Genomic DNA, 14,574 nt, shown 5'->3' on the forward strand with positions numbered 1-14,574 from the left:
AACGTGGCATGGCCATCGACGACCGCACCGCCCCGCCCACTGCCGCTCCGTCGCGGCGTCGAACGGTCCCCGCCGAGATCTCGCGCTCGTGGCTCCTCGTCGCCGGGACCGCGTCCGACCGCTTCGAGTCCGCCACCCGGTCCCGCGCGGACCAGGTGATCCTCGACATCGAGGACGCCGTCGACCCCGCCGCGAAGCCCGCCGCACGGTCCACCGTGGCCGAGTGGCTGACCGGTGGCGGCGACGCCTGGGTGCGGATCAACGACGTCACGACCGACTTCTGGGCCGACGACGTCGAGGAGCTCCGCGGGCTGCCCGGTCTGCAGGGCGTGATGCTCGCGAAGACCGAGAGCCCGGCGCAGGTCACCGACACCTGGCACCGTCTCGGTGGACAGACGCCGGTGATCGCCCTCGTCGAGTCCGCCCTCGGCATCGAGGAGGCGACGTCGATCGCCCGGGCGCAGGGCGCGTTCCGGCTGGCCTTCGGCAGCGGCGACTACCGCCGCGACACCGGGACCTCGGCGGACACGCTCGCGATGGCGTACCCGCGGTCCCGGCTCGTCGTGGCGTCCCGCGTCGGCGACCTGCCCGGTCCGATCGACGGCCCCACGGTCGGCTCGTCGCACCCGATCCTCCGCGAGCAGTCGCAGGTCGCGGTGTCCCTCGGGCTCACCGGCAAGCTGTGCCTCGACACCGAGCAGCTGCCGGTCATCAACGAGGTCATCTCCCCCACCCCGACGGACGTCGCCTGGGCGCAGGACTTCCTCGACGACTTCGAGGCGCGCGGGCGCGTCATCCGCGACGGCTCCGACCTGCCGCGACTCGGCCGTGCACAGAAGATCCAGCGACTCGCCGAGGCCTTCGGCGTCGAAGCACGATAGGGGTACCGCGATGACATGGTCAGCACCCGATCCCACACCGGGCCGCCCGACGCCCACCGAGTGGCAGCAGGGCGCGACGACCCTGTTCCCGCCCGGGAAGATCGCCGACCGGATCACCACGATCCTGCTCCTGGTGTTCGGCGCGCTCATGACGATCGTCGCCGCGATCGTGGGGCTGATCGCGACGATCTCCGCGACGGCGGCGTGCGACGCCGCCACGGGGTGCTCCCCCGGCGGGTACTTCGGTGGCGCGGCGCTCGCGGTCGGCGGCGCGTTCGTGATCGGCGTCGCGACGGTGGTGCTCGCGATCGGTGCCTGGATCCGACGCCGGACGTCGTGGTGGATCGCGGCGGTCGGCTTCGTGCTCGCGGTGGCGTGCATCACGTGGGGCGGCGTCGTGTTCGCGGGCGCCGCGGACGACACGCCCTCGTCGAGCTCCAGCAGCGGCATCGCCTGACGCGTTCAGCCAGCCGAGTACCGCCTCGGAACGACAGAGTCGCAGTCGTACGACATCGGTTCTGTCGCCCGTTGCGGACGCACCGGACGCGCCGCGGGCCGGACGGGAGGCTCGTGGCGGCCCCGCCACAAGCCTCCCGTCCGTGTCCTGGTCGCGCCGCAGGGCCGCACTCGCGGGGGGCGGGCCGCGTAGCCTCTGCACCATGGTCACGGTGAGCCGGACGACGGTCGCGATCGTGGGCGGCGGGCCCGCCGGCGTGGTGCTCGGGCTGCTCCTCGCCCGAGCGGGGATCCGGGTGCGCGTCGTGGAGAAGCACGACGACTTCAACCGCGACTTCCGCGGCGACACGGTGCACGCCTCGACGATCCGGTTGCTCGACGAGCTCGGGCTGGGCGACCGCTTCCGAGCGATCCCGCAGTCACGGCTCGACGACTTCTCCCTGCCGATGCCGGACGGCTCCCGGCTGCTGCTCGGCGACTTCTCGCGCCTGGACCCGCCGTACGACCACGTGGCGATGGTCCCGCAGTGGGACCTCCTCGACATGCTCGTCAGCGCAGCACGACAGGAACCGTCGTTCGAGATCTCGATGGGGCAGGCGGCGTCGGCCCTGATCGTCGAGAACGGCGTCGTGGCCGGCGTGCACCTGCACCCGTACCGCGGTGACGGCGAGCACGAGGAGCTCCGCGCCGACGTCGTGGTCGCGTGCGACGGACGCGACTCCGTCCTCCGCGCTGCCGCCGGCCTCCGCCCGAAGCAGTTCCCCGTGCCGTTCGACACCTGGTGGTTCCGGCTGCCGAAGGAGCCGAGCGACGCGGAGACCGCACTCGTCCCCGCGTTCGACGGCACCGACGTGCTGCTCAGCTTCCCGCGGCGCGACTACCACCAGGTCGCGTACTTCGCGCCGAAGGGGTCGGACGCCGCGCTCCGGGCCCGCGGCGTCGAGGACTTCCGTGCCAGGGTCGCCCGACTCCGGCCGTCGTTCGCCGACCGGGTGTCCGCGATCGGGTCGATGGACGACGTGCACGTGCTCGACGTGCGGATGGACCGCCTGCGCCGGTGGTGGCGACCGGGGTTCCTGTGCATCGGCGACGCCGCGCACGCGATGTCGCCGGCCGGCGGCGTCGGGATCAACCTCGCGGTCCAGGACGCCGTCGCGACGGCCGCGATCCTGGCGCCGGCGATCGTCGGGGGCGTCCGCGGACGGGCGCTGAACCGGACCCTCGCCGCGGTCGAACGCCGTCGGACCCCGCCGGCGGTGCTGGTGCAGGGCGCGCAACGCGCACTGCACCGCATCGTGTTCGAGCGCGCGTTCGCGGGGAAGCTGCAGGACGGACCGCCGCTGCTGCCGGTCCTGCTGGCGAAGTACGTGCCGCCGGCCAGCGGGGTCTACGCACGCGGGATCGCGTTCGGGCCGCTCCCCGAGCACGCCCCGGCGTGGGCTCGACGAGGCTCCTGAGTCCGGCGATCGGGCATCGGCGCATGCTGGGCGGATGAAGCAGCGAACCATCGGGGACACCAACGTCAGCGCGATCGGACTCGGCGGCATGCCGATGTCCATCGAGGGACGACCGGACGAGCGCCAGGCGATCGCGACGATCCACGCGGCACTCGAGGCCGGCGTGACGCTCATCGACACCGCGGACGCCTACCACCTGGCCGCACACGACGAGGTCGGGCACAACGAGGAGCTCATCGGCCGGGCGGTGCGGGAGTACCACGGCGACGCGTCCCAGGTGCTCATCGCGACGAAGGGCGGGCACCTCCGACCGGAGCCGGGCGCGTGGGCGCAGAACGGTCACCCGGAGTACCTCAAGGAGGCGGCCAAGGCCTCCGCGAAGCGCCTCGGCGTCGAGACGATCGACCTCTACCAGTTCCACCGCCCGGACCCGGCGGTCCCCTACGCGGACTCGATCGGAGCACTCGCCGAGCTCCTCGACGAGGGCGTGATCCGGATGGCCGGCATCTCGAACGCCGACGTCGACCAGATCCGTCTCGCGAACGAGGTCCTCGACGGACGGCTCGTGTCCGTGCAGAACCAGTTCTCGCCGGCGTTCCGGTCGAGCGAGGCCGAGCTCCAGCTCTGCGACGAGATGAGCATCGCGTTCCTGCCGTGGAGCCCGCTCGGCGGCATCGCGGGAGCGGCTGACCTCGGGTCGACCTACGCGGACTTCGCGACCGTCGGGCGGGACCGCGGCGTCACACCGCAGGTGATCGCTCTGGCGTGGGAGCTCGCGAAGAGCGACGTCGTCATCCCGATCCCGGGCGCGTCACGGCCGCAGTCGATCCTCAACTCGGTGACCGCGGCGACCGTGAAGCTCCGACCGGAGGACATCGCACGACTCGACGCCGCGCAGGCGGCTGCGGCCTGAGCGTCAGCCGCAGACCTCGCTCATCTTCTGCGTCGACTTCTGGACGTCGGTGATCGAGTCCTGCAGCTTCGTCGAGTCCACCGACTGCGGGTCCTTCGAGTAGGCCTCGAGCTGCGACACGAGGTTCGAGAACGACTGCTCGAACCCGGAGGCCGTCTCGTGGACGTCCTCGTTCGTCACCTTGTCGGTGGCCGCCTTGAGCTTGCCGTCGAACTCCTTGAGCTTCGCGACCGCCGTGGTCGGGTCGCTCTGGATCTTCGTCATCTGCGACTGCAGCTCGCTGGAGACCGACTTCATGTCGCTCTCCAGCGTCTTGCAGGCCTGCGCCTTGGTCTGTGCCTTCGGCGTCGGCGTCGATCCGCCGCCGGCCCCGCCGGACGCGCATCCAGCGAGCAGGACGACGGCGACGGCGGCTGTGGTGAGTGCGGCGAACTTCTGCATGGTGATCCCCCAGGTTCTGATGTCGTGTCCCTCGAACGGGAACACGGATGCGCGACCGAGCGTACATGGGAAACCCACAGGGTCGGATGGCGAGGGTGTCGGGTCCGCACCACCGCCGGGCGACGTCGCCGCGCGTACCGTCGTGGGCATGCAGGCCATCACGTACGACGAGCACGCACTCTCCCTGACCGACCTCCCCGACCCGACGCCCTCCGACGGCGAGGTGCTCGTCGAGGTGGCGGCGTCCGGGGTGAACAACGCCGACCTGCAGCAGCGGCAGGGGAACTACCCGCCGCCTCCCGGAGCGTCCGAGATCCTGGGGCTGGAGGTGTCCGGCACGATCCGTGCGCTCGGCAACGGCGTCTCGGGGTGGGCCGTCGGCGACCGGGTCTGCGCGCTCCTCGCCGGCGGCGGGTACGCGACGCACGTGGTCGTCCCCGCCACGCAACTGCTCCCGGTGCCGGACGGCATCGACCTCGTGGAGGCCGCTGCACTTCCAGAGGCCGCGTGCACCGTGTATTCCAACATCGGCATGCTCGCGGGGCTCCGTCCGGGGCAGACGCTGCTGGTGCACGGGGGTACCGGTGGCATGGGGTCGCACGCGGTCCTGTGGGCGAAGGCACTCGGCGCGACGGTGATCGCGACGTCCGGCGGCGACCGCAAGGTGGCCGCGTCGCGTGACCTCGGTGCGGACCTGGTGATCGACCACCGCTCCGAGGACTTCGTCGCCCGTGCGCTCGACTTCACCGACGGTCGGGGCGTCGACGTCGTGCTCGACGTGGTCGGACCGGACTACCTGGCGCGGAACCTCGAGGTCCTCGCGCCGAACGGGCACGTCGCCGTGATCGCATCGGGTAGCGGGACCGAGGCACCGCTGCCGTTCGGGTTGCTCATGCGCAAGCGTGCGACGATCAGCGGGACGACGCTCCGCGCGCGGCCGCTCGCCGAGAAGGCCGCCATCGTCGAGGCCGTCCGGTACAACGTGTGGCCGTTCGTCGCCGACGGTCGCGTGCGTCCGGTGGTCGACGCCGTGCTGCCGCTCGCCGAGGCGGGCGAAGCGCACCGCCGCATGGCGGCGGGCGAGGTCATCGGCAAGCTCCTGCTGCAGCCCTGACGCGCGCCGGGAACCGGTCAGGCGGCTGCGCGCGCCAACGCGACGACCTGCATGCACTTCTCGCCGAACGTCGCGCGGAGCAGCGCCGCCGCGTCCTCGTCATCGTCGAAGCGGGCGGGCATGTCGATCGCGAGCATCACGCTGAAGATCATCCCGGAACCGAGGAAGCCCTGGACCTGCTCGTCGGGGATGCCGGCCTCGTCACGGAGGAACCGGTAGATGCCGAGGAATCCCTCACGGGCAGCCCGGCCGATGGCCGGCTCGGCGCCGGAGACGAACGCCTGCAGGAGCATCGTGTGCAGTCCGCGCGTCGCGGCGAGGTCGACGAACTGTTCCCCGATCGCGCGCGCCCGCTCGTGTTCGTCCGCGCCGGACGGCAGTCCGTCGAGCGTCTCCCGCCAGGCGTCGACGAGTGTGGCGAGCGTGGCGTCGAGCACCTCGAGGAAGAGCGTCTCCTTCGCCCCGAACATCCGGACCACGTACGGCTGGCTGATGCCGGCGGCCTTTGCGATCTGGTCCGTCGTCGTGCCGTGGTAGCCCTGTCGGCCGAACAGGTCCCGCGCGGCGTCGAGGATCATCGCCCGGCGTTCAGCAGCCGGCATCCGACCGGTCCGCGACACTGCGGCATCTGCTCCAGAAGTCATGGTTGACAGGTTATCAGTCGATTACTACAGTCGCCATCGTTAGTAATCATCCGATTACCTCAGAACGGATCTCCCGATGAAACGACGCATCCCCGTCTGGCTGGCGATCACCGCCGCGTCCCTCCCGATGTTCATGGCGACCCTCGACAACCTCGTCGTGACGAGCGCGCTCCCCGCGGTGCACGCGGACCTCGGTGCCTCCGTCGAGGAGCTGCAGTGGATCACCAACGCCTACACACTCGCCTTCGCCGCGCTGATGCTCCTCGCCGTCGGACTCGGCGACCGGCTCGGCCGACGGCACCTCTTCGTCGCGGGCATCACCGTGTTCACGATCTCGTCGGCCTTCGCCGCGATGAGCACCGATCCCACCGCACTCATCGTCTGGCGTGCCGTCGAGGGCGCTGGAGCGGCGGCGATCATGCCGCTCTCGCTCACCCTGCTCGTCGGCAGCGTCCCCGACCGCACCCGAACCGTCGCGATCGGCGCGTGGGGCGGGATCTCCGGCCTCGGCGTCGCGCTCGGTCCCCTCATCGGCGGCGCCGTCGTCGAGGGCTGGAGCTGGCAGGCGATCTTCTGGCTCAACGTCCCCGTCGGGATCATCGCGATCCCGCTGGCACTGCTCGCCCTGCCGAACACCCTCGGCGCCCGGGTCCGCGCGGACGTCCTCGGCGTGGTGCTCGCCGGGCTCGGGGTCCTCGGTGTCGTGTTCGGCATCGTCAGGGGCAACGACGCCGGGTGGGCCTCGTTCGAGGTCCTCGCCGGGCTCGTCGGCGGCGGTCTGCTGCTCGTGGCGTTCGTCGTGCGCCAGGCCACGACCGACGCACCGCTCCTGCCCCTCCGCTTCTTCCGCGACCGCAGCTTCACGCTCGCGAACATCGTCGCGATGACGTTCTCGTTCGGGGCGTTCGGCGCGGTGTTCATCCTCATCCAGTTCCTGCAGGTCGTGCAGGGCCGCTCCCCGCTCGAGGCCGGAGTCTGGACGATGCCGTGGACCCTCGCGCCGATGGTGGTCGCGCCGCTCGCGGGCATGGTCGCACCTCGGATCGGCACCCGCGTGCTGATCGCCGGCGGGATGGCGTTCCTGTCCGCCGGACTGTTCTGGATCGCCGGTGCCATGTCCGCCGACGTGACGTTCACGGGCCTGCTCCCCGGGTTCCTGCTCGCCGGCATCGGCATGGGCGCGGTCTTCGGGCCGATCTCCACCGCGGTGCTCGCCCGGATGCCGCAGGAGGACCACGCGAAGGCCTCCGGCTCGAACTCCACCCTGCGGGAGATCGGCGTGGCCCTCGGGATCGCCGTGCTGACCGCGGTGTTCACCGGGGCCGGCGGGCAGCTGACGCCGACGGGCTACGTCGATGCGGCGCAGCCGGCGGTGCTCGTCGGGGCAGCGGTGGTCGCGGTGTCGGCCCTGGTCGCCGTGTTCCTGCCCGCCGGGCGCGGGGTGGCGTCGGCGGAGCCGGCAGCGGCGGAGCTCGCACCGGAGCCGGCGCTCGCGGCCTGACCGGCCGCACCCCGTTGCGGACATCGCGCCCTGTCACGACGGGGCGCGATGTCCGTGACGGGGCGCGGCGCCGCGAAGGGCGGTGAACGCGCTACGCGCCGACGCGGGAGAGGAACTCGACCAGTGCCGGGTGCGCGGGAGCGTCGAGGACCTCGGCGGGTGTGCCCTGCTCGACGACCTCACCGCGGTGCAGGAACACGATGCGGTCGGCGACGTTCCGCGCGAAGTGCATCTCGTGCGTCGTCATCAGGATCGTGGAACCCTGGCGCTTCAGCTCGGTGACGAGGTCGAGCACCTCGCCGACGAGCATCGGGTCCAGGGCACTCGTGACCTCGTCGAGGAGCAGCAGCTCCGGCTCCGACGCGATGGCCCGGACGATCGCGACACGCTGCTGCTGCCCGCCGGAGAGCCGGTCCGGGTACGCACCGGCGAAGTCCCCGAGCCCGATCCGGTCGAGCAGCCGGCGCGCGGTGGCCTCGGCGGTGGCACGCGGGACGCCGTGCACCTTCCGCGACGCGAGCGTCACGTTGTCGAGCACGGTGATGTGCGGGAACAGGTTGAACTGCTGGAACACCACGCCGATCCGGGCCCTGGTGGCGTCGACGTCCACGCGCGGGTCCGAGATGTCGGCTCCCTGCAGGAAGATCTGCCCGTCGTCGATGCCCTCGAGGAGGTTCACCGTCTTGAGCAGCGTCGACTTGCCGGAGCCGGACGCACCGATGACGCAGATGACCTCGTGCCGGTCGACGGTGAGGTCGATGCCGCGCAGGACCTCCTGGTCGCCGAAGGACTTGCGGAGTCCCTGGAGCTCGAGCACGGCGGTCATACGGTGCCCCCGATCTGCTCGCGGCGCTGCTGCCGGCGGGCGATGGCGTCGGTGACGCGGATGAGCGGCAGGCTGATCACGACGAACAGCAGACCCGCGACGAAGTACGGCGTGAAGTTGTAGGTCTCCGCCTGGGCGATCTGCGCCGAGCGGACGGCGTCGACCGCGCCGAGGATCGATACCAGACCGACGTCCTTCTGCATCGACACGAAGTCGTTCATGAGCGCCGGCGTGACCTTCCGGATCGCCTGCGGCATCACGACGAGCCGCAGCGTCTGCGCGTGGGACAGCCCGAGCGACCGGGCGGCGAGCCGCTGCGAGGGGTGCACGGCCTCCATGCCGGCGCGGAGCACCTCGGCGATGTACGACGAGTACGTCAGGATGATCGCGACCGTGCCCCACACCTCGGCGGGCAGGCGCGGGAAGATCCCGAGCCCGGGGATGCCGTAGCCGACGAGGTACAGCACGATGATGAGCGGCAGCCCGCGGAACAGGTCGGTGTACCCGGTGGCGAGCATCCGCAACGGGAAGAACACCGGGTTGCGCAGACCCCGGACGACGGCGAGCAGCGTGCCGAACACCGCGACGCCGACGGCTGCGAAGAACAGGATCCGGATGTTCAGCCACAGACCGAGCAGGATGTCCGGGAACGTCGACACGGCGGTGCCCGGGTCGAAGAACGACTGCTGGACCGCAGCCCACCCCGGGGTGTTCACGACGCCGAAGTAGACGACTGCCAGGACGACGACCGTCGACACGACGGACGCGAGGACCGCTCGGCGGCCGCGCTGACGGCGGTAGATCCGTCGCTCGAGCTCGACCTGACTGGGAGCCGCCGCGACGGCGGTGGGGACCGTCACCTGCGCTACTTCAGGACGGGGGTGTTCGTCTCGGACGACAGCCACTTCGTCTGGAGCTGCTTGAGCGTGCCGTCGTCGTCGAGCGTCTGCAGTGCCTTGTCGACCTTGCTCGTGAGCTCGGAACCCTTCGGCAGCACGAACCCGAACTGGTCGCCCTTGTCGTCCGCCGGGAACTGCGCGGACACGGTGCCGTCGTCGAGCTGCGCTGCGGCCATGTAGAACGCGGTCGGCAGGTCGGTGACGATCGCGTCGATCTGGCCCGACTTCAGTGCGAGCACGGCGTCGTCGTTCGAGTTGAAGACCTGCGGGGTGACCCCGAGGGTGTCCTTCACGCTGGCGATGCTCGTCGAACCGGTCGCGACACCGATCGCGTCCTTCTTGAGGGAGTCGATCGTGGTGTCGTCGACGGCCTTCGACCCCGACGTCGTGACGACGGCCTGTGTGGTCGTGTAGTACGCCGAGGACATGTCGACGGCCTTCTTGCGCTTGGCGTCGATCGAGAACTGCTGGATGTTGAGGTCCCAGTCCTTCGGGCCGGGAGCGATCGCGCTGTCGAAGGTGCTGCGCTTCCAGACGACGTCCGACTTCGCGTAGCCCATCTCCTTCGCGACGGCGTACGCCACGGCCGACTCGAAACCCTTGCCGGACTGCGGCTTGTTGTCCTCGACCCAGGGCGAGTAGGCGGGCTGCCCGGTGGCGATCGTGAGCTTGCCGTCGGTGACCGTGCCGTCGGCGCTGTTCCCGCTCCCCGATGCGCAGGACGACAGGGCGAGGGCTGCGACCGCGGCGGTCGCGACGGCGATGGAGATGCGGAGGGGACGAGTCACGGTCGGGCCTTCGTGCAGGGGGTGGGGGCAGGGAGAATCGTACGGGGAACTGGTACACCACCGCGACCCGGCCCGTCACCGAGCGACCCCGCCGCCGGCACGCGACGCTGCCGGCTCAGTCGGCCAGGGTGAAGTCCTCGAACGAGAACCCCGGCGAGACCAGGCAGCTCAGCAGGACCTCGCCGGCACCGGGGAGCGTCCGCTGCCACACGCCCCCGCGGACGAACGCCTGCGCGTCGTTCACCCGGTCGCGGCCGGCATCGGCACCGAGGGTGATCTGCGCGCCCGGTTCCGGCTGGTCGCCGTCGCCACCGAGCTCGAGGACCACCGAGTCCGGCCCGTGCCACATCCAGATCTCGTCGCTCGTGACCCGGTGCCACGCGGACGCCTCACCCGGGGGCAGGAGGAAGTGGATGAGCGTCGCGGCCGGCCGCTCGCCCGCCGGGGTCGACACCGTCGCGGGCGAGGTCCAGGTGCGGACGTACCAGCCGCCCTCCGGGTGCGGCTCCATCCCGAGTGCCGCGGCCCGCTTCGGGACGTCCAGCCACTCGATGATCTCGCCGTCGACCGTCCGCCGTGCCATCTGCCCGTTCATGCCACCATCATCCCGCGAGACGGCCGTCGTCTGCGAGACGGCCGTCCTCCGCTCGCACACGCCCACGGATCACCGTCGCCGCGGCCCGTCCGGCACCGTCCTCGACGAGCTCCGCGAGCGCGTCCGGCACCGTGCGGGCGTCCACGTCGAACACGGCGAGGTCCGCTCGGGCCCCCACGGCGAGGTGCCCGATCCGGTCCGGACCGACGGCGAGCCCCATCGCGTGCGCTCCACCGAGCGTGGCCGCCGCGAGCAGTCGCTCGTGCAGGTCGTGGTCGCCGTAGCCCTGCGCGCGGGCGATCCGGTGCAGCGCGGTGACGTCGGCCATCAGGTCGAGGGACGGCGACGAGGACAACGAGTCCGTCCCGATCGCGATCGGGCTCCCCTCGCGGAGGTAGTCGGCGACGGGCGGCGGGTCGAGGCCGATGACGGCGTTCGAGCGCGGGCAGAGCGCGACGGCGGTGCCGCGGGCGCGGAGCAGGGCTCGGTCGGCTGCGGTCATGTAGACGCCGTGGGCGATGTGGCAGTCCGGCCCGAGGACGCCGAGCCGGTCCACGAACGACGTCGCGCTCGCGCCGAACCCGAGCGCGCGCATCGCCCGGAACGACGGCACGTTCGCGAGGTGCCAGTCGGATCCGTGCTCTGGTGACGTGGCGAGGCGCTCCCCCTCGAACGCCGCCTCCCCCAGGTGCAGGTGCAACCGGAGCCCGCGCTGGCGGACGATGTCCGGGAGTTCGAGGAGCGGCGCGACGTCGAGCGAGTACGGCGCGTGCGGGGAGAGTCCTGCACCCGGCGTCGTCGGGATCCGGGCGAGTTCGTCGAGCACCTGGTCGCGCCCGTGCTCCTGCCACGCCGCGTTCTCCCAGTCCATCACCTCCCAGTAGGCGATCCCGCCGAGGCCGTACGTCTCGAGCGCGGTGGCGGCCTCGATGTCGGTGACGATGTCCGCGATGCTCGTCACCCCCGCCACGATCGACTGCGCAGCCCCGTCGGCAGCTTCGGCCCGCCAGTCGTGCGGTTCCGCGTACTCCTCGTTGAACGCCGCGGCCCAGTCCTCGAATCCGCCGTACTGGCCCCGTCCGACACTGGCCATGCCGGTGTACTGCAGGTGGGAGTGGGCGTTCACGAGCCCGGGGAGCAGCGCCCCTTTCCACCGCCGCTCGATGAACGTCGTGCCGTCGAGCTGGTCCACGACCCAGGCACGCTCGCCGACGTGCAGGATGCGTCCGTCGCGGACCGCGACCGCGCCGTCGGCGATCGGCGGCGCGGTCATCGGCACGACGATGCGCGCCGAGTGGACGGTGGTCTGCTGGTCGCTCATGCAGGGTCTCCGAACCGGCGGGTCCGGACGTCCGGCTCGCGTTCGGCGGGCTGTGCGGCAAGGCTGCCGGGAGGCTCGGCGCGCGTCCCGAAGGCGGCCAGCGCCGCGCGGGCGGTCGCCTGATCCACCGCGGGGTCGATGGGCACGACGGCACGCGGCAGCTCGTCACCGCGCTCGAGCAGCATCCGCACGGCGCCGAGCTGCGCCGCGAACGAGAGGTCCATGATCTCGACGGGGTTGCCCTCGGCAGCGGTGATGTTGATGCACCCACCGTCGTCGAGCACCACGACGCCGTGGCCGTCCGGGAACGTGAACCGTTCCGCCTGCGGCCCGACCGTCGACCGGGAGGCACCGGCCGCGAGCGCGTCGTCGATCGCGATCTCCTGGTCGACGCCGCCCGCAACCGCGACGACCGCGTCGGGAGCGCAGGAGCGGAGGACGTCGACCGTGATCGTGTCGCGGACGCCCGTCGCGCTCATCACGAGGTCCGCGCCCTGCACGGCGTCGGCGAGCGGAGCGACGGCGTGCCCGGCGAACAGCGCCTGCAGGGCGCGGACCGGGTCCGTCTCGGCGACCGTCACGGTGAAGCCGAGCGCGCGGAGCACCAGGGCGACCCCTCGCCGACGTGTCCGTACCCGGCGACCGTTGCCGAGCCTCCCGACCGGATCCGGTGCGCGACGGCGGACGGGAGCCCGTCGACCAGGTCGAGCGTCGCGAAGACCGTCGACTGCCCGGTGCCGTACCGGTTGTCGAAGAACGTCTTCGTGCGTGCGTCGTTCACCGCGACCACGGGGATGCCGAGCTGCCCGCGCTCGGCCATCACGCGCAGGGACCGGAGCCGCTCGTCGTCTCCTCGGCGGCACCGAGCATCGTCGGCAGCAGGTCGGGACGCTCCTGGTGTGCGAGGCGGATCAGGTGCGAGCCGTCGTCGAGCAGGATGTGCGGGCGGGTGTCGAGCATCGCGAGTGCGAGCGCCTTCTGCTCCGCGAGCGTCGCGGTGCTGCTGGCGTGGACCGTCAGTCCTGCGTTCCGGAGGGCGTCCGCCACGGCGTCGTCGGTCTCGTCGGCATGGCGTAGACGACGACCTCGGCACCGGCGTCGCGGAGCAGCAGGCTGAGTACGGCGGTCTTCGGCTCGAGGAACATCGCGACGCCGATGCGGGTGCACGGAGGAGTCCGCCGTCGCCGAGCTCGGCGGCGACGGCGCGGGAGACCGGCATCGAGCGGCGGCCCAGCGCAGGCGGGCCTCGGCGGCGGGGTCGGCCTCGGGGTCGCGGCCCGTCGAGACCAGGAACACGTCGTCGGAGGTCATCGGCACCCCGAGCACGCCAGGTCGGGCGGGGGCGACGGGGCCGAACGCGTCCTCGTCGACTGCCGGGGTGTGCCGGCCGGCGTCGATCACGATCAGGGTCGCGCCGCGGGGGCGGTCGGACTCCCGCTCGATGACGGGCGTGCTGTGCTCCGGCGTGCCGAGGCACCAGAGCTGGTCGATCGGCTCGTGCTCGTCCGCGCGAAGCGCGCCGAGACCGGTCAGCAGCGCGTCCAGCGCGGCGACGTCACCGCGCTCGCCCCCGACGATCCGGAAGCGGCGTGCGGCGACGAGCATGTTCGTCGTCCGCGCGAAGTGCCGGACGGCCGCGGATGCCCAGGCCGCCGTGTCGGGGTCGGAGCGCAGCGGCATGGTCCCAGGGTAGAGCCGTGCGATGGCCGGTCGTCCGTCTCAGCGGTCGCGGTCTCAGCGGAGCACGTCGGGGCGCGGGCGTCCGCCCAGCCGGGCGCGGCGGGGCACCGAGCTGCCGCGTGCGCTTGCGGTAGTGCACCTGGATCCCGATCAGCACGGCGACGCCGATCGCGGAGACGATCGCGAGCCGACGAGGTACAGCGTCGACGAGAGCCCCACGATCGACGCCGGTACCGCGCCGTTCTGCGCCACGGAGATCGGCGTGCCGGTGATGAGGAACGCGAGGAGGGTCGAGATCGTGGAGTTCGAGTCGTAGAGCCCGTGAGCAGCGCGACGACGACGTAGGTGATGAGGATGCTCCAGGCCCAGCGGAACCGCGGCCGACCGTGCGCGGCACCGAACAGCACCGCCCGAGGATCGCGGTCCAGAGCACGTGGCCGACCGGGGAGAGGATCGCGCGGAGGACCTCGGTCTGCAGCAGCGACACCAGGTCGATCCCCCGCGAGGTGATCGCGGCGTTGAAGGCGTACCCGGCGACTCGAACGCGGCGAACCGGCGCCGACGGTCGCGCCGAGCAGGGCTCCCTGCCGAGCCGTCTTCGGCGGACGCGCCATCCGACGACCACGAGGAGCACGCCCTTGACGAACTCCTCCACGAAGCCGACCACGACGTAGACCAGCGCGTTCTGCTGCAGGTCCGACTCGAGCAGCGACGCTCCGAGGACCCCGAGGATGCCGCCGACGAAGAACGCCGTGACGAGCTGCATCGTGCTGACCGTGCCGGTGACCCGTTCGATGAGAAGAGGACCACGGTGAAGGGCACGAGGAAGCTGCCGAGCAGGATGATCGTCGGCACCCAGGTTGGTGTTGCTCGTGTACACGGTGACGACGATCGTCACCGCCCAGAGCACGAAGCCGAGGAGCAGCGTCTTCCACCACCAACCACGGCGGTGGTGCGGTGGGCAACGGGTTCGCTGGCCGTGGACATGGGACCATCGTGCATCGTCGGCCAGCGCCGTGCCCGGATCGGCGCCGACCTGAGGAATGTCTCCGGCGCTC

General features: G+C 71.7%; 17 protein-coding genes. 7 read left to right on the plus strand and 10 right to left on the minus strand.

Annotation, left to right across the window (positions count from 1 at the left end):
• Positions 1-8 precede the first annotated feature (8 nt).
• The 4 genes from QK288_RS18735 (at position 9) to QK288_RS18750 (ending at position 3,707) form a co-directional block, all read left to right on the plus strand.
• Positions 9-881, plus strand: coding sequence for a CoA ester lyase (locus QK288_RS18735; protein WP_281265774.1), 873 nt, complete (start codon positions 9-11; stop codon positions 879-881).
• A gap of 10 nt (positions 882-891) precedes the next feature.
• Positions 892-1,338 (plus strand): DUF6264 family protein, encoded by a 447-nt coding sequence (locus tag QK288_RS18740; RefSeq protein WP_281265775.1) that lies wholly within the window; start codon positions 892-894, stop codon positions 1,336-1,338.
• A 202-nt stretch (positions 1,339-1,540) separates the two neighbouring features.
• Entirely contained in the window at positions 1,541-2,794 is a 1,254-nt protein-coding gene (locus tag QK288_RS18745; RefSeq protein WP_281265776.1) for an FAD-dependent oxidoreductase, read from the plus strand.
• Positions 2,795-2,828: 34 nt separating this feature from the next.
• Positions 2,829-3,707: an aldo/keto reductase gene (locus QK288_RS18750; RefSeq protein ID WP_281265777.1), complete on the plus strand. Its 879-nt coding sequence runs from the start codon at positions 2,829-2,831 to the stop codon at positions 3,705-3,707.
• A 3-nt stretch (positions 3,708-3,710) separates the two neighbouring features.
• Here the strand turns inward: QK288_RS18750 and QK288_RS18755 are convergent, their stop codons facing one another.
• Entirely contained in the window at positions 3,711-4,148 is a 438-nt protein-coding gene (locus QK288_RS18755) for a hypothetical protein (protein ID WP_281265778.1), read from the minus strand.
• 148 nt (positions 4,149-4,296) lie between these two features.
• Here QK288_RS18755 and QK288_RS18760 point away from each other — a divergent pair, with 148 nt between their 5' ends.
• Positions 4,297-5,262 carry an NAD(P)H-quinone oxidoreductase gene (locus QK288_RS18760; protein WP_281265779.1) on the plus strand — a complete coding sequence of 322 codons (966 nt, stop codon included), beginning with the start codon at positions 4,297-4,299 and terminating at the stop codon, positions 5,260-5,262.
• A 17-nt stretch (positions 5,263-5,279) separates the two neighbouring features.
• Here the strand turns inward: QK288_RS18760 and QK288_RS18765 are convergent, their stop codons facing one another.
• Positions 5,280-5,906, minus strand: a complete 627-nt coding sequence (locus tag QK288_RS18765; protein ID WP_281265780.1) for a TetR/AcrR family transcriptional regulator — start codon at positions 5,904-5,906, stop codon at positions 5,280-5,282.
• Between the two features lie 76 nt (positions 5,907-5,982).
• Between QK288_RS18765 and QK288_RS18770 the strand changes: the two genes are divergently transcribed.
• Positions 5,983-7,407, plus strand: a complete 1,425-nt coding sequence (locus tag QK288_RS18770) for a DHA2 family efflux MFS transporter permease subunit (RefSeq protein ID WP_281265781.1) — start codon at positions 5,983-5,985, stop codon at positions 7,405-7,407.
• Between the two features lie 91 nt (positions 7,408-7,498).
• Here QK288_RS18770 and QK288_RS18775 read toward each other — a convergent pair whose 3' ends face one another.
• From QK288_RS18775 to QK288_RS18810, 8 genes are all read right to left on the minus strand, one after another.
• Positions 7,499-8,233 carry an amino acid ABC transporter ATP-binding protein gene (locus QK288_RS18775; protein ID WP_281265782.1) on the minus strand — a complete coding sequence of 245 codons (735 nt, stop codon included), beginning with the start codon at positions 8,231-8,233 and terminating at the stop codon, positions 7,499-7,501.
• Positions 8,230-9,093: an amino acid ABC transporter permease gene (locus QK288_RS18780; RefSeq protein WP_281265783.1), complete on the minus strand. Its 864-nt coding sequence runs from the start codon at positions 9,091-9,093 to the stop codon at positions 8,230-8,232. The genes QK288_RS18775 and QK288_RS18780 overlap by 4 nt, the downstream gene beginning before the upstream one ends.
• A 5-nt stretch (positions 9,094-9,098) precedes the next feature.
• Positions 9,099-9,920: an ABC transporter substrate-binding protein gene (locus tag QK288_RS18785; protein ID WP_281265784.1), complete on the minus strand. Its 822-nt coding sequence runs from the start codon at positions 9,918-9,920 to the stop codon at positions 9,099-9,101.
• A 115-nt stretch (positions 9,921-10,035) separates the two neighbouring features.
• Positions 10,036-10,515, minus strand: coding sequence for a cupin domain-containing protein (locus QK288_RS18790; protein WP_281265785.1), 480 nt, complete (start codon positions 10,513-10,515; stop codon positions 10,036-10,038).
• A gap of 7 nt (positions 10,516-10,522) precedes the next feature.
• Positions 10,523-11,836 (minus strand): amidohydrolase family protein, encoded by a 1,314-nt coding sequence (locus QK288_RS18795; RefSeq protein WP_281265786.1) that lies wholly within the window; start codon positions 11,834-11,836, stop codon positions 10,523-10,525.
• Positions 11,833-12,441 (minus strand): hypothetical protein, encoded by a 609-nt coding sequence (locus QK288_RS18800; protein ID WP_281265787.1) that lies wholly within the window; start codon positions 12,439-12,441, stop codon positions 11,833-11,835. Before QK288_RS18800 ends, QK288_RS18795 begins: the two co-directional genes overlap by 4 nt.
• A complete protein-coding gene (locus QK288_RS18805) occupies positions 12,414-12,659 on the minus strand; it encodes a hypothetical protein (protein ID WP_281265788.1) in 246 nt (81 codons plus the stop codon). Before QK288_RS18805 ends, QK288_RS18800 begins: the two co-directional genes overlap by 28 nt.
• Positions 12,656-13,516, minus strand: a complete 861-nt coding sequence (locus QK288_RS18810) for a hypothetical protein (protein WP_281265789.1) — start codon at positions 13,514-13,516, stop codon at positions 12,656-12,658. Before QK288_RS18810 ends, QK288_RS18805 begins: the two co-directional genes overlap by 4 nt.
• 433 nt (positions 13,517-13,949) lie before the next feature.
• Between QK288_RS18810 and QK288_RS18815 the strand changes: the two genes are divergently transcribed.
• Positions 13,950-14,574: hypothetical protein (locus QK288_RS18815; RefSeq protein ID WP_281265790.1), on the plus strand; the 625-nt coding region annotated here is incomplete at its 3' end.

This window comes from Curtobacterium sp. 9128 (assembly GCF_900086645.1).
Classification (GTDB): Bacteria; Actinomycetota; Actinomycetes; order Actinomycetales; family Microbacteriaceae; genus Curtobacterium.

Coding starts and splice junctions, on each gene's coding strand:
- QK288_RS18735 (WP_281265774.1), top strand. CDS start 9: ATGGCCATCGACGACCGCACCGCCCCGCCCACTGCCGCTCCGTCGCGG.
- QK288_RS18740 (WP_281265775.1), top strand. CDS start 892: ATGACATGGTCAGCACCCGATCCCACACCGGGCCGCCCGACGCCCACC.
- QK288_RS18745 (WP_281265776.1), top strand. CDS start 1,541: ATGGTCACGGTGAGCCGGACGACGGTCGCGATCGTGGGCGGCGGGCCC.
- QK288_RS18750 (WP_281265777.1), top strand. CDS start 2,829: ATGAAGCAGCGAACCATCGGGGACACCAACGTCAGCGCGATCGGACTC.
- QK288_RS18755 (WP_281265778.1), bottom strand. CDS start 4,148: ATGCAGAAGTTCGCCGCACTCACCACAGCCGCCGTCGCCGTCGTCCTG.
- QK288_RS18760 (WP_281265779.1), top strand. CDS start 4,297: ATGCAGGCCATCACGTACGACGAGCACGCACTCTCCCTGACCGACCTC.
- QK288_RS18765 (WP_281265780.1), bottom strand. CDS start 5,906: ATGACTTCTGGAGCAGATGCCGCAGTGTCGCGGACCGGTCGGATGCCG.
- QK288_RS18770 (WP_281265781.1), top strand. CDS start 5,983: ATGAAACGACGCATCCCCGTCTGGCTGGCGATCACCGCCGCGTCCCTC.
- QK288_RS18775 (WP_281265782.1), bottom strand. CDS start 8,233: ATGACCGCCGTGCTCGAGCTCCAGGGACTCCGCAAGTCCTTCGGCGAC.
- QK288_RS18790 (WP_281265785.1), bottom strand. CDS start 10,515: ATGAACGGGCAGATGGCACGGCGGACGGTCGACGGCGAGATCATCGAG.
- QK288_RS18795 (WP_281265786.1), bottom strand. CDS start 11,836: ATGAGCGACCAGCAGACCACCGTCCACTCGGCGCGCATCGTCGTGCCG.
- QK288_RS18810 (WP_281265789.1), bottom strand. CDS start 13,516: ATGCCGCTGCGCTCCGACCCCGACACGGCGGCCTGGGCATCCGCGGCC.